The sequence below is a fragment of the Enterobacter sp. WCHEn045836 genome (assembly GCF_003965585.1).
Classification (GTDB): Bacteria; Pseudomonadota; Gammaproteobacteria; order Enterobacterales; family Enterobacteriaceae; genus Enterobacter; species Enterobacter dissolvens.
Genome location: NZ_RXPT01000003.1, coordinates 117,730 through 130,904, shown reverse-complemented (window position 1 = coordinate 130,904; position 13,175 = coordinate 117,730). Strand labels below are relative to the sequence as shown.

Annotated in this window: 12 protein-coding genes; 7 read left to right on the top strand and 5 right to left on the bottom strand. The window is 53.2% G+C overall.

Annotation, left to right across the window (positions count from 1 at the left end; translation table 11 throughout):
- The first annotated feature begins 48 nt into the window (after nt 1-48).
- The 3 genes from speFL (at nt 49) to potE (ending at nt 3,918) form a co-directional block, all read left to right on the top strand.
- Nucleotides 49-153, top strand: coding sequence for a leader peptide SpeFL (gene speFL, locus EKN38_RS04985; protein WP_003858645.1), 105 nt, complete (start codon nt 49-51; stop codon nt 151-153).
- 256 nt (nt 154-409) lie between these two features.
- Nucleotides 410-2,608 carry an ornithine decarboxylase SpeF gene (speF, locus tag EKN38_RS04980; protein WP_014831100.1) on the top strand — a complete coding sequence of 733 codons (2,199 nt, stop codon included), beginning with the start codon at nt 410-412 and terminating at the stop codon, nt 2,606-2,608.
- Nucleotides 2,605-3,918 (top strand): putrescine-ornithine antiporter, encoded by a 1,314-nt coding sequence (gene potE / locus EKN38_RS04975; protein ID WP_014831099.1) that lies wholly within the window; start codon nt 2,605-2,607, stop codon nt 3,916-3,918. The genes speF and potE overlap by 4 nt, the downstream gene beginning before the upstream one ends.
- A 103-nt stretch (nt 3,919-4,021) precedes the next feature.
- On the opposite strand, the gene pgm is transcribed toward potE, so the two are convergent.
- Nucleotides 4,022-5,662 (bottom strand): phosphoglucomutase (alpha-D-glucose-1,6-bisphosphate-dependent), encoded by a 1,641-nt coding sequence (gene pgm / locus EKN38_RS04970; RefSeq protein ID WP_013097560.1) that lies wholly within the window; start codon nt 5,660-5,662, stop codon nt 4,022-4,024.
- 24 nt (nt 5,663-5,686) lie between these two features.
- A complete protein-coding gene (seqA, locus tag EKN38_RS04965) occupies nt 5,687-6,235 on the bottom strand; it encodes a replication initiation negative regulator SeqA (protein WP_014831098.1) in 549 nt (182 codons plus the stop codon).
- Between the two features lie 183 nt (nt 6,236-6,418).
- On the opposite strand from seqA, the gene ybfF reads away from it, so the two are divergent.
- From ybfF to fur, 4 genes are all read left to right on the top strand, one after another.
- A complete protein-coding gene (gene ybfF, locus EKN38_RS04960; RefSeq protein ID WP_014831097.1) occupies nt 6,419-7,192 on the top strand; it encodes an esterase in 774 nt (257 codons plus the stop codon).
- Nucleotides 7,193-7,320: 128 nt separating this feature from the next.
- On the top strand, nt 7,321-7,608 hold the full coding sequence (gene ybfE, locus EKN38_RS04955; RefSeq protein ID WP_014831096.1) for a LexA regulated protein: 288 nt from the start codon (nt 7,321-7,323) through the stop codon (nt 7,606-7,608).
- Nucleotides 7,609-7,763: 155 nt separating this feature from the next.
- Nucleotides 7,764-8,294, top strand: coding sequence for a flavodoxin FldA (gene fldA / locus EKN38_RS04950; RefSeq protein ID WP_008501067.1), 531 nt, complete (start codon nt 7,764-7,766; stop codon nt 8,292-8,294).
- 290 nt (nt 8,295-8,584) lie between these two features.
- Nucleotides 8,585-9,031, top strand: a complete 447-nt coding sequence (fur, locus tag EKN38_RS04945) for a ferric iron uptake transcriptional regulator (protein WP_010428651.1) — start codon at nt 8,585-8,587, stop codon at nt 9,029-9,031.
- A gap of 106 nt (nt 9,032-9,137) precedes the next feature.
- On the opposite strand, the gene chiQ is transcribed toward fur, so the two are convergent.
- The 3 genes from chiQ to glnS form a co-directional block, all read right to left on the bottom strand.
- Entirely contained in the window at nt 9,138-9,467 is a 330-nt protein-coding gene (gene chiQ, locus EKN38_RS04940; protein WP_014831095.1) for a ChiQ/YbfN family lipoprotein, read from the bottom strand.
- Nucleotides 9,468-9,511: 44 nt separating this feature from the next.
- Nucleotides 9,512-10,909 (bottom strand): chitoporin ChiP, encoded by a 1,398-nt coding sequence (chiP, locus tag EKN38_RS04935; protein WP_014831094.1) that lies wholly within the window; start codon nt 10,907-10,909, stop codon nt 9,512-9,514.
- A 446-nt stretch (nt 10,910-11,355) separates the two neighbouring features.
- Nucleotides 11,356-13,023 carry a glutamine--tRNA ligase gene (gene glnS / locus EKN38_RS04930; protein ID WP_014831093.1) on the bottom strand — a complete coding sequence of 556 codons (1,668 nt, stop codon included), beginning with the start codon at nt 13,021-13,023 and terminating at the stop codon, nt 11,356-11,358.
- Nucleotides 13,024-13,175 lie beyond the last annotated feature (152 nt).

Genomic DNA, 13,175 nt, shown 5'->3' with positions numbered 1-13,175 from the left:
TCCTGGATAAAATGACCATGCTTTCAATTACTGAAAGGAAAATGAAACATGGAAAACAATAATCGCTTGATGCCCCATATAAGGCGGACAACACATATCATGATGTTTGCCCACCGAAACTGCTTTGACTTCCATCTCTTTAATGCCCGGTAGTCCTTCGACTTCTGGCGCACCCGCTTGCAGGTTAACCTGAAAAAACCTTATGTTACAGGCCGTTGCCTGTGAAGGCGTGCGTTCATTCAATTTAATTCAGACTTATCCGCAGCCGGACGGACTGAATCTCATTCATTAAAAAGCAACTTACTGATTTTTTATCAGCGGCCACACCTTGCTTTTTTTTCCGGACATTATCGATTTCTTTCTTGTGAGAAATCGAGGGACAAATATTGCCTGAAATAAAGAGAGAAAGATGAAAAGTTTAAAAATCGCTACCAGCCGTGCATGTCCTGATTGCTTTACCACTCACCGTGAACTGGTGGATGTCAGCACCTCTGATTATATTGACGTCGCTGCTATTGTTCTGGCCGTGAGCGATATTTCCAGTGGTACCCTGGAAGAAATAGAAGCAACCGGGTTTGGTATTCCCGTATTTATTGCGACACATAAAGAAGAGTTCATTCCGGCTGAATATTTATCGCGCATCCACGGTGTGTTTGAGTGTTCAGAGACCAGTAACGACTTTTACGGACGTCAACTGGAAGCGGCCGCGCAGAAGTACGAAACTCAGCTGCGCCCCCCGTTTTTCCGTGCGCTGGTCGACTACGTGAAACAGGGCAACAGCGCGTTTGACTGTCCGGGGCACCAGGGTGGGCAGTTTTTCCGCCGTCATCCTGCCGGTAATCAGTTTGTCGATTTCTTCGGCGAAACGCTTTTCCGCTCCGATCTGTGCAACGCCGACGTGGCCATGGGGGATCTGCTGATTCATGAAGGCGCGCCGTGCCTTGCGCAGCAACACGCGGCGAAAGTGTTTAATGCGGATAAAACCTATTTTGTGCTGAACGGCACCTCATCATCCAACAAAGTGGTGCTAAACGCCCTGCTCACCCCCGGCGACCTGGTGCTGTTCGATCGTAATAACCATAAATCCAACCACCACGGAGCCCTGCTTCAGGCGGGTGCCACGCCGGTCTATCTGGAAACTGCGCGCAACCCGTACGGCTTTATTGGCGGCATTGATGCCCACTGCTTTGAGGAGAGCTACCTGCGCGAGCTGGTATCGGAAGTGGCGCCGGGTCGCGCGCGTGACGAACGTCCGTTCCGTCTGGCGGTGATCCAACTGGGCACCTACGATGGCACCATTTATAACGCCCGCCAGGTCGTCGATAAAATTGGTCACCTGTGCGACTACATCCTGTTTGATTCTGCCTGGGTGGGCTACGAGCAATTTATTCCGATGATGGCGGACTGCTCACCACTGCTGCTGGAGCTGAACGAAAACGATCCCGGGATTCTGGTTACCCAGTCAGTGCATAAACAACAGGCCGGTTTTTCGCAGACCTCACAAATCCACAAGAAAGACCGTCATATTAAAGGCCAACCGCGCTATGTCCCGCACAAGCGCCTGAATAACGCCTTTATGATGCACGCCTCCACCAGCCCGTTCTATCCCCTGTTTGCCGCGCTGGATATCAACGCCCGCATGCACGAGGGGCAGAGTGGCCGAAATATGTGGATGGACTGCGTGGTGACCGGCATTGAAGCACGCAAGCTGATCCTGGAGAACTGCCAGTTTATTCGCCCGTTCGTGCCGGAGCTGGTAGATGGCCGTCCGTGGGAAAGCTGGGACACGGCTGAAATTGCCACCGACCTGCGCTTCTTCCACTTTGTGCCGGGTGAAAACTGGCACGCCTTCGAAGGGTATGCCGAGCATCAATACTTTATCGATCCGTGCAAACTGCTGCTGACCACGCCGGGCATCAACGCCCGTACCGGTGAGTATGATGACTTCGGCGTGCCCGCTACCATCCTGGCTAACTTCCTGCGTGAAAACGGCATCGTGCCGGAGAAATGCGATCTCAACTCGATCCTGTTCCTGCTGACCCCTGCAGAAGACATGGGCAAACTGCAGCAGCTGGTGGCGCAGCTGGTGCGTTTCGAAAAACTGCTTCAGACCGATGCGCCATTAAAAGAGGTGCTTCCGTCTATCTGTAAGCAATACCCGGAACGCTACGCCGGTTATACCCTGCGCCAGATATGCCAGGAGATGCATGAACTGTACGCCCGCCATAACGTGAAACAGCTGCAAAAAGAGATGTTCCGCAAGTCTCACTTCCCTCGCGTGATGATGAATCCGCAGGACGCAAACTATGCGTATCTGCGTGGTGAGGTTGAACTGGTTTCCCTGCGTGATGCGGAAGGCCGCATTGCCGCCGAAGGCGCCCTGCCTTACCCACCAGGGGTGCTGTGCGTGGTTCCGGGTGAAGTCTGGGGAGGCTCCGTCCTGCGCTACTTTGCCGCGCTGGAAGAGGGGATCAACCTTTTACCGGGCTTCGCGCCGGAACTGCAGGGCGTGTACGTCGAGGAGTGCGACGGACGCAAACAGGTTCGCTGTAACGTCATCAAACAACCCGCCGCTCAGCCCGCGCTGCTGAAAGGAGAAAAATTATGAGTAAGTCCAATAAGATGGGCGTGGTGCAGCTGACTATCCTCACCATGGTCAACATGATGGGGTCAGGGATTATTATGCTGCCCACCAAACTTGCCGAGGTGGGTACCATTTCGATTATCTCCTGGCTGGTAACCGCGGTCGGCTCCATGGCGCTGGCATGGGCGTTTGCCAAATGCGGAATGTTCAGCCGCAAGTCAGGCGGGATGGGCGGCTACGCCGAATACGCCTTCGGCAAATCGGGCAACTTTATGGCTAACTACACCTACGGCGTGTCTCTGCTGATCGCCAACGTGGCGATTGCCATCTCCGCCGTGGGTTACGGTACGGAACTGTTTGGTGCCACGCTCAGCCCGGTACAAATTGGTTTAGCCACCATCGGCGTGCTGTGGATCTGCACCGTGGCCAACTTTGGCGGGGCGCGCATTACCGGCCAGCTGAGTAGCATCACCGTCTGGGGCGTGATTATCCCGGTTGTGGGTCTGTGCATTATCGGTTGGTTCTGGTTCAGTCCGACCTTGTACGCGAACTCCTGGAACCCTCACCACGTACCGTTCTTCACGGCTGTAGGCTCCTCCATCGCCATGACGCTGTGGGCCTTCCTCGGTCTGGAATCCGCCTGCGCAAACGCGGAAGTGGTGGAAAACCCGGAGAAGAACGTGCCGATTGCAGTACTCGGCGGAACGCTGGGCGCGGCGGTGATCTATATCGTTTCGACCAACGTGATTGCGGGTATCGTACCGAACATGGATTTGGCTAACTCCACCGCGCCGTTCGGGCTGGCCTTCGCGCAGATGTTCACCCCGGAAGTCGGGAAAGTGATCATGGGGCTGATGGTCATGTCCTGCTGCGGTTCACTCCTCGGCTGGCAGTTCACCATTGCGCAGGTCTTTAAATCCTCAGCCGACGAAGGCTACTTCCCGAAAATCTTCTCCCGCGTGACCAAAGCCGATGCGCCGGTGCAGGGTATGCTGGCGATTGTCATCTTCCAGAGCGGGTTATCGCTGATGACCATTAGCCCATCCCTGAACAGCCAGTTCAACGTGCTGGTCAACCTGGCGGTGGTGACGAATATCATTCCATATATTCTGTCGATGGCGGCGCTGGTGATCATTCAGAAGGTGGCGAAAGTCGATCCACGTAAAGCACGCGCGGCCAATATTGTGGCGCTGATTGGGGCGATTTACAGCTTCTATGCGCTCTACTCGTCAGGCCAGGAGGCGATGCTCTATGGTGCGATGGTGACCTTTATGGGCTGGACGCTGTACGGACTGGTCTCACCACGGTTTGAATTGAAGAATAAACATAGTTAGGTAAAAGCAAAACGGCAACCCAGGGGTTGCCGTTTTGAGTGTTTTCACCCTCTCCCTGTGGGAGAGGGCCGGGGTGAGGGCATCAGCCCGCACCAAACACCACTTACGCGTTCTTCAGCACTTCGCTGACAATCTCTACCGCTTCTTTCTCAATCTGCTGGCGATGCTCAGCGCCGAGGAAGCTTTCACAATAGATTTTGTACGCATCTTCCGTACCGGATGGACGCGCGGCAAACCAGCCATTTTCGGTCATCACTTTCAGACCACCGATAGAGGCACCGTTACCCGGGGCAGCCGTCAGACGTGCCGTAATCGGATCACCGGCCAGCGTGCTGGCACTGACCATCTCCGGAGAGAGTTTAGACAGAGCTGCTTTCTGCGCCGAGGTGGCGCTCGCCTGGATACGGTTATAGCTCGGTGCACCAAAGCGCGCCGCCAGCTCGTCGTAGTGTTCCTGTGGGTTCTTACCGGTGACAGCGGTAATTTCCGCCGCCAGCAGACACATGATGATGCCATCTTTATCGGTTGACCATGGCGTGCCGTCGAAACGCAGGAAGGATGCCCCCGCGCTCTCTTCACCACCAAAGCCGAAGCTGCCGTCATGCAGACCGTCAACAAACCATTTAAAACCCACCGGCACTTCCACAAGCTTACGGCCCAGCGCGTCAACCACGCGGTCGATCATCGCAGAGGAGACCAGCGTTTTACCCACAGCCACCTCTTTGCCCCACTGTGGACGATGCTGGAACAGGTAGTTGATTGCCACAGCCAGGTAGTGGTTTGGGTTCATCAGCCCGGCCGGGGTAACGATACCGTGGCGGTCATAATCCGGGTCGTTGGCGAAGGCCAGATCGAATTTGTCACGCAGTGCCAGCAGGCCCGCCATCGCGCACTCAGAGGAGCAGTCCATACGGATCGCGCCGTCTTTATCAAGGTGCATAAAGCGGAAGGTCTGATCGACGTGATCGTTAACGATGGTCAGATCCAGCTTGTAGTGTTCTGCAATGCGTTTCCAGTATTCAATCCCGGAGCCGCCCAGCGGATCCACACCCAGCTTCAGGCCGGCTTTCTGGATAGCCGCCATATCGACGATATCCGCCAGCCCTTCTACGAACGGCTGCACCAGATCCTGCTCTTTCACGTGGCCGGACGCCATGGCCGCATCCAGAGAGATACGCTTAACGCCTTTCAGACCATCGGCTAACAGGGCGTTGGCGCGGTCTTCCACCACTTTCGTGACGTTGGTATCTGCCGGGCCACCGTTAGGTGGGTTGTATTTAATGCCACCGTCTTCCGGGGGGTTGTGAGAAGGCGTGATAACGATGCCGTCAGCCTGTGGGCCACCTTTTTTGTTGTGCACAAGGATAGCGTTAGAGACGGCAGGCGTTGGGGTGAAACCGTTATTTTCCTGAACAATCACATCAACGCCGTTCGCCGCCAGAACTTCCAGCACGGAAATGAACGCCGGTTCAGACAGGGCGTGAGTATCTTTCCCCACGTAGCACGGACCGGTAACACCGTTTTTGGCGCGCTCTTCCGCGATGGCCTGAGCAATGGCCAGAATGTGCGGTTCGTTAAAGCTATGGCGTGCCGCGCTACCGCGATGGCCTGATGTACCAAACTTCACTGCGTGTTCTGCGTTGCCCACGACCGGTTTCAGCACATAATACTGCGCGGTCAGCTGAGCGACGTTAATCAAATCGCTTTGTTGTGCAGGTTGGCCTGCACGGCTGTGATTTGCCATTACCGGGTCCTTCTGATGCAAGGGTTAAATTGTACCGCAAACCTTTTCAATCAATTCCGCCGGGAACTGCATGGACTGCATGATGTGTTCAACCATGCTGCACTTGCGGCCCGTATTGGTATTGGTGATGACCCAGTACGGTGTGCCAGGGACATGTTTAGGTTTGGTTTGGTTGCCATTTTGCAGCAGCGTCTGCTCGTCGCCCGCGAAATAGACGCGAGTACGACCGTGCAGCGACTCGGTCGCTTCAGCAAACGCCTTGTTATCCAGTGAATAAAGTGTAGACAGCACCAGCATGAAGCGGTTGACCGCTTTTTTCTGCTCTGCATATTCATCAGACAGCAGCAGCTCGCGCATCGCACGTACTTTGTCTTTCACCTGCGCGACGGCAGGCTTTGCTTGTGCAACAACACTCGGCTGAGACACGACATCTTTAGTGGCTGGGGTAGCAGACGGTGAGGCGGCGGAAATTTTAAGCATGCGCCGTAAAATGTCGGACGCGCTCTCCCCGATATGCCGCGTTTGGCTGGCAATAAACTGATAGAGTTCGTCATCAACTTCGATTGTTTTCATCTTAATCCAGTGCGATATCTTATCTGAATACAAGTCGTTGGGATTATAAGGTCAAATCCCAACAGCGGATAGCGTCAAACCAGGTTGGCGGCAAAAGTCAGATTAAACTGGAACCTTGCAGCCGGGCGGCAGAATGGTCAACATAATACCCTAACCTGACATCCGTAAAAAAAGAACTTTGCCATGAAATTGAATAGCCGAGCGCAATCTGCACAATCACCGAACACGAATCCCCCCATCGTACTGGTCCACGGGCTGTTCGGCAGTCTGGATAACCTGGGCGTGCTGGCACGCGATCTGGTTACCGATCACGATATTTTGCAGGTCGATATGCGAAATCATGGCCTGTCCGGGCGTTCAGAGGAGATGACCTATGCGGCCATGGCGCAGGATCTGCTCGATACGCTGGATGCCAGCAATCTTGAGAAAGTGACCTTGATCGGGCACTCAATGGGCGGCAAAGCGGTCATGGCCCTGACGGCGCTGGCACCGGAGAGAATAAGTGGCCTGGTGGTCATTGATGTCGCCCCGGTAGATTACGACGTCCGTCGTCATGACGAGATTTTTGCCGCCATCAACGCGGTGACGGAAGCTGGCGTCTCCAGCCGTCAACAGGCAGCCGCTGTCATGCGTGAGCATCTTGATGAAGAAGGTGTGATCCAGTTCCTGCTGAAATCGTTCGTTGATGGCCAGTGGCGTTTCAACGTGCCGGTGCTGTGGGAGCAGTACGATAACATCGTCGGCTGGAAAACCGTTCCGGCATGGCCGCACCCTACCCTCTTTATTCGTGGCGGCAATTCGCCGTACGTCACCGACGCTTACCGCGATACCCTGCTGGCGCAATTCCCCCTGGCCCGTGCCCACGTCATCGCTGGCGCCGGACATTGGGTTCACGCGGAAAAACCAGACGCCGTCTTACGCGCCATTCGCCGCTATCTCACTGACACGGCAAATTGATTAAAAAGAGAGCGACTGGAAGGCTGCGGGCTTCCAGTCGTTGGCGTGCCGTTTTTGGTGATGTATGATGGCGCGCTTATCGCCCGGGCATTAGCAGGGCGGCGTGTTTCCCCCGAAGTCTCAGAATCATGGCCAAAGAACAAACGGACCGTACGACACTAGATCTGTTCGCGAATGAGCGTCGACCGGGACGACCGAAAACGAATCCGCTTTCGCGCGACGAACAGCTGCGTATTAATAAACGCAACCAGCTTAAACGCGATAAAAATCGTGGGCTTAAGCGTGTCGAACTGAAGCTCAACGCCGACGCCGTCGATGCGCTAAACGAACTGGCTGACGCGCGTAATATCAGCCGCAGCGAGCTGATTGAAGAGATGTTAATCACCCAACTCGAGACCATGCGCAGCAAGGCATAAGTCCGAAAAATCCCTTTATTACCCTTTTCATGTAGCACAGAGTGCAGTCCTGCGCGATAGCTGTTTCCGCAGGGTTGCCTGTTCTGCTATTATTGCCTTTATCCGTGGACAAATTGCGCCACCATACCATTAAGTATCAAGAGGTTATTTTACTCATGGCAATTATCGGCATTTTCTTCGGCAGTGATACCGGCAATACCGAAAATATCGCAAAAAACATTCAAAAACAGCTCGGTAAAGACGTTGCCGATGTGCACGACATCGCCAAGAGCAGCAAAGAAGATCTCGAAGGCTATGACATCCTGCTGCTGGGTATCCCTACCTGGTATTACGGTGAAGCCCAGTGTGACTGGGATGATTTCTTCCCGACACTGGAAGAAGTGGATTTCAACGGCAAGCTGGTTGCCCTGTTTGGCTGCGGCGACCAGGAAGACTATGCCGAGTACTTCTGTGATGCGCTGGGTACCATCCGCGACATCATTGAACCAAACGGCGCCGTTATCGTAGGTCACTGGCCTACCGCCGGCTACCACTTTGAAGCGTCTAAAGGTCTGGCTGATGACGATCACTTCGTGGGTCTGGCGATTGACGAAGACCGTCAGCCAGAACTGACAGCAGAGCGCGTTGAAAAATGGGTTAAGCAGATCCGTGAAGAGCTGCACCTGGACGATATCCTCAACGCCTGATTTTTATTGCGGCGCAACGAGGGTTGCGCCAGCAAACCAGGTCAAACCGATTAAATTAATTGCTACAATCTTTTAACTTTTTCGCCCAGACCTGTACAATGTCCCCCTGATAAAACGTGGCTCCCATTGAGCAAGTTTGTTGGTGATACCACGTTTTTATAAGCATACTTTACCTGAGACTTGCAGTTTTCATTTAGCCATGGCAGTTCTATAATGAGACGCATTATCCCAGGTGCATTTTCTGTCACTTCCTACAGAAGTGAATCGTTTAGCAACAGGACAGATTCCGCATGACTGACAACAATACCGCATTAAAGAAGGCTGGCCTGAAAGTTACGCTTCCTCGGTTAAAAATCCTTGAAGTGCTTCAGGGTCCAGACAATCACCATGTCAGTGCGGAAGACCTTTATAAGCGTCTTATCGACATGGGCGAAGAGATTGGGCTGGCAACCGTTTATCGTGTGCTGAACCAGTTTGATGACGCGGGCATTGTCACCCGTCATAATTTCGAAGGCGGTAAATCTGTATTCGAACTGACTCAACAGCATCACCACGATCACCTGATCTGCCTGGATTGCGGCAAGGTCATTGAATTCAGCGATGATTCCATTGAATCACGCCAGCGTGAAATCGCTGCCCGTCATGGCATCCGCCTGACAAACCACAGCCTGTACCTGTATGGTCACTGCGCTGAAGGCGATTGCCGCGAAGACGATCACGCGCACGACGCGAAATAAGCACGCTTTCATACTCTGAGCCAGCCGTAAGGTTGGCTTTTTTTTGCCTGTTGTCTGGCAAAAAAAAGCCCGGCAGCGCAGCGCCACCGGGCATGATAATAACGAGTTAGTGACTGTTGTTGCTGCGAATCTCTTCCCAGATCCGATCGCAACGCTTCGCGACTTCCTGATCGTTACCGGTTTTGCGCGCCTGGATACAGGCCTGGTAATCCATCACGCGAATATTCTCCTGGGTTGCGAACTGCTCATGCGCTTTCTCTTTTTTCAGCACATTCAGCACGCTCTGGCAGGCTTCGATCTTCTCCGGCGAACCCTCCGCCGTATTGATACAGGCGCTGTAGGCATCTTTCAGACGGGAGTCCTCTTTCGGGGCCTGATTCTGCGCACAAGCCACCAGTCCCGATGCCAGCAACGCGACGATTACAATTTTTTTCATATGTAGTCTCCGGCCCGGCGGGAATTACCCCGCCGGACGAGTCATCAGAAGATGGTGAACGGTGCGATAACCATGAATTTCACGTCGCGTTCATCCTGGAAGATGTTGCCGTAACCGCCCGCATAGCTCGGGATATCGGAGTGGTTGTCGTATTGTGTAAAGTGCAGTTTGAACATGGTTCCTTTGGCGCGACCATCCTGCAGGGTGTAGATCGCATCCAGGCTGTAAGAGGACTCTTTGAGGCGATAGTTTGGATCGTAGTATGCGTCCGGTGTTGCCATATCAGCAGGCTTCGCGTCCCATGCGTAGGCGTAAGATGCCCCCACCGCCCAGCCTGGCAGGTTCCAGTTTTTCAGATCATACATTGCGCCGAAGAAGACCGCTTTTTCGCCATCGGCGTTGAAGTCGGAACGGTTATCCCACCAGATATCCAGACGACCGTTTGAAGATGCATAGGTTGGGGTCATACGCTGCAGGAAGTAGCCCTGCTGCCCTTCCGCTTTCACCCACGTTCCTTCAAGACGCAAATCCACCTGGCCGACTTTGTAGCCGAAGGTTAGCGCCTGCAACCACGCCGTGCCGTCATAAATATCATTCACGCTGCCATCACTGACTTTGTCCCGCGTACCGTAGAACTGGTAACTGGTACTCAGCGGGCTACCAGCAATATCAAATTTGTAACTAGCTTTAGCAAAATACTGGTCGATATAGCCTTCCGCCTGACCAAATGCCGCTTCAAGCACTAAATCATTTTTAAAGTCGTACTTCGCACCCAGTGAGTGGAGATAATCCACTTTGGTCTTTTTATCGTTCTGGTAGAACTTGTCCATTTCGATATGCCACGGCGCTTTATACTCGTTGGTCCACATATACGAGAAGCTCAGCGCACCCGCGTCACCGTAATCAAAATTGGCGCCCGCTTCTGCCCCCTGATAGGTACCTGGCATAAAGCTCCAGTGCGGTGCTAACAGGGTTTGACCGGTTGGCTGAATATAACCACCGCGCGCCCATACCGGGCCGTATTTAAATTTCGCGGCAGCTTTATACAGGCTGATACCGCTTTTATCTCCGGACCAGTCTTCTTTATACGCTTTATTACTGGAGGAGAAGGCAATTTCGTTCGGGTGGCCGCTGTCACCATTTTCCGCCATTTCAATTGCCGTGAAGGCGGCAATATCCAGACCGAACATATCGGCAGCGTAACCAGACTGGAAATCCAGGTTGGCGTTCCAGGTAGAGTGAGAAAGGTTCGTTTTATATTTATCTTCCGTGACATCCTTACGGTCACGTTCACGCTGCCAGTAATAAATACCGCCCGTGAGGGTTGAATCATCGATAAAGCCTGCAGCTTTAGCGTCTGGCGTCACCACCAGGCCTGACATTGCTGTCACACCGGCAATAGCCAGCGCCAGCGCACTACGTTTGCCACTGAACGTACGCATAGATTATTCCTCTTTGACGAATTAAAACGCCTAAAACGGCGAAAAATATAAAAGACCTGATGGTCAGGGGTAGTCGGAAATACCCTCGAATAACTACCGTCTTTAGGTTATTTTTCGCGACGCGAATTATCAATGCTTTTCGGCGGGCAAAACTCAGGATTATGACGAAGTGCACATAATTGGTAGTGCTTTGTAACATTTAACGCAAGGCGAGAGCTGGCGGGGGAAAGAGCGAATTTTCAATGAGTAACATTTTATTTTAGTGTCGATTTTACAGACTTAAGACTTTTTAAAAGCAGATTAACTTTTTTAAAAAAAATAAGTAGCACCTCATTGACCTGTTATTTTCACATACCCTATTTCGCTAGTGCTTTAAAGGCATGATCACGCTATAAAAAAACGCCGCATTACGCGGCGTTTGTTTCTCATTGACCAGCGCGGCGTTATTATTCGCCGATCTTCGTCCAGGTATCACGCAGACCGACCGTACGGTTAAATACCGGTTTTTCAGCGGTGCTGTGACGGCTGTCCAGGCAGAAGTAACCTTCACGTTCAAACTGGAACGCTTTACCCGCCTCAGCCGCTTTCAGGGATGGCTCAGCATAACCCTGTTTGATCACCAGCGATTCCGGGTTGATGGTCGCCAGGAAGTCTTCTGCTGCGCCCGGGTTAGGCACGCTGAACAGACGATCGTACAGACGAATCTCTACCGGCAGCGCGTGTGATGCACTGACCCAGTGGATCACGCCTTTCACCTTACGACCGTCCGCCGGATCTTTGCTCAGGGTCTCGGCATCGTAAGAGCAGAAGATGGTCGTGATGTTACCTTCTGCATCTTTCTCCACGCGCTCAGCTTTGATCACGTAGGCGTTACGCAGACGCACCTCTTTACCCAGCACCAGTCGCTTGTACTGCTTGTTCGCTTCTTCGCGGAAGTCAGCACGATCGATCCAGATTTCACCGCTGAACGGCACCTCACGGTTGCCCATCTCCGGTTTATTCGGATGGTTAGGCATGGAGACCATTTCGCTCGCACCCTGCGGGTAATTTTCGATAACCAGTTTCACCGGGTCGATAACCGCCATCGCGCGCGGCGCGTTTTCGTTCAGATCTTCACGGATGCAGGACTCCAGAGAGGCCATTTCGATGGTGTTGTCCTGCTTGGTCACGCCGATACGTTTGCAGAACTCACGGATTGACGCCGCGGTGTAGCCACGACGGCGCAGACCGGAGATGGTCGGCATACGTGGATCGTCCCAGCCTTCAACATGCTTATCAGTCACCAGCAGGTTCAGCTTACGCTTGGACATCACGGTGTATTCCAGATTCAGACGAGAGAACTCGTACTGACGCGGATGCACCGGAATCGTGATGTTATCCAGCACCCAGTCATAGAGACGACGGTTGTCCTGGAACTCCAGCGTACACAGCGAGTGGGTGATGCCTTCCAGCGCATCGCTGATGCAGTGAGTGAAGTCGTACATCGGGTAGATGCACCACTTGTTACCGGTCTGGTGGTGTTCAGCGAATTTGATGCGGTACAGCACCGGATCGCGCATCACGATAAACGGAGACGCCATATCGATTTTGGCGCGCAGACACGCTTTGCCTTCCTCGAAGCCACCAGCACGCATTTTTTCAAACAGCGCAAGGTTCTCTTCCACGCTGCGATCGCGGAACGGGCTGTTTTTACCCGGTGCCGTCAGTGTACCGCGGTATTCACGGATTTCATCCGCAGAGAGCTCGTCAACGTAGGCCAGACCTTTATTGATCAGCTCAACGGCATAGGCATACAGCTGATCGAAATAGTCAGAGGAGTAGCAGATATCGCCAGACCAGTTGAAGCCCAGCCATTGCACGTCGTTTTTGATGGACTCAACGTATTCGATGTCTTCTTTTACTGGGTTGGTGTCATCGAAACGCAGGTTGCACTGCCCCTGATAGTCTTGCGCAATGCCAAAGTTCAGGCAGATAGATTTCGCATGCCCAATGTGCAGGTAGCCGTTTGGCTCCGGCGGAAAACGGGTATGAATTGTGGTGTGCTTACCACTGGCCAGATCTTCATCGATGATCTGACGAATAAAGTTACTCGGGCGGGCTTCTGCCTCACTCATCGTGGATTCCTCAAAGCGTAAACAACGTATAACGGCATATGATCTTATAAGCCGGACGTAGTGACAACCCTTAGTTACGGAAAATACGTATCAGATGAAAATAATGGGGGCGTTTGCTGCAAAAAAAAGCGGCGGAGGAATTCCCCCGCCGC

Excerpts from the sequence above, each read along its gene's own strand:
- chiQ (WP_014831095.1), bottom strand. The coding sequence starts at position 9,467 with ATGAAAAAAATTGTAATCGTCGCGTTGCTGGCATCGGGACTGGTGGCT.
- potE (WP_014831099.1), top strand. The coding sequence starts at position 2,605 with ATGAGTAAGTCCAATAAGATGGGCGTGGTGCAGCTGACTATCCTCACC.
- glnS (WP_014831093.1), bottom strand. The coding sequence starts at position 13,023 with ATGAGTGAGGCAGAAGCCCGCCCGAGTAACTTTATTCGTCAGATCATC.
- fur (WP_010428651.1), top strand. The coding sequence starts at position 8,585 with ATGACTGACAACAATACCGCATTAAAGAAGGCTGGCCTGAAAGTTACG.
- ybfE (WP_014831096.1), top strand. The coding sequence starts at position 7,321 with ATGGCCAAAGAACAAACGGACCGTACGACACTAGATCTGTTCGCGAAT.
- fldA (WP_008501067.1), top strand. The coding sequence starts at position 7,764 with ATGGCAATTATCGGCATTTTCTTCGGCAGTGATACCGGCAATACCGAA.
- ybfF (WP_014831097.1), top strand. The coding sequence starts at position 6,419 with ATGAAATTGAATAGCCGAGCGCAATCTGCACAATCACCGAACACGAAT.
- speF (WP_014831100.1), top strand. The coding sequence starts at position 410 with ATGAAAAGTTTAAAAATCGCTACCAGCCGTGCATGTCCTGATTGCTTT.
- pgm (WP_013097560.1), bottom strand. The coding sequence starts at position 5,662 with ATGGCAAATCACAGCCGTGCAGGCCAACCTGCACAACAAAGCGATTTG.
- seqA (WP_014831098.1), bottom strand. The coding sequence starts at position 6,235 with ATGAAAACAATCGAAGTTGATGACGAACTCTATCAGTTTATTGCCAGC.
- chiP (WP_014831094.1), bottom strand. The coding sequence starts at position 10,909 with ATGCGTACGTTCAGTGGCAAACGTAGTGCGCTGGCGCTGGCTATTGCC.
- speFL (WP_003858645.1), top strand. The coding sequence starts at position 49 with ATGGAAAACAATAATCGCTTGATGCCCCATATAAGGCGGACAACACAT.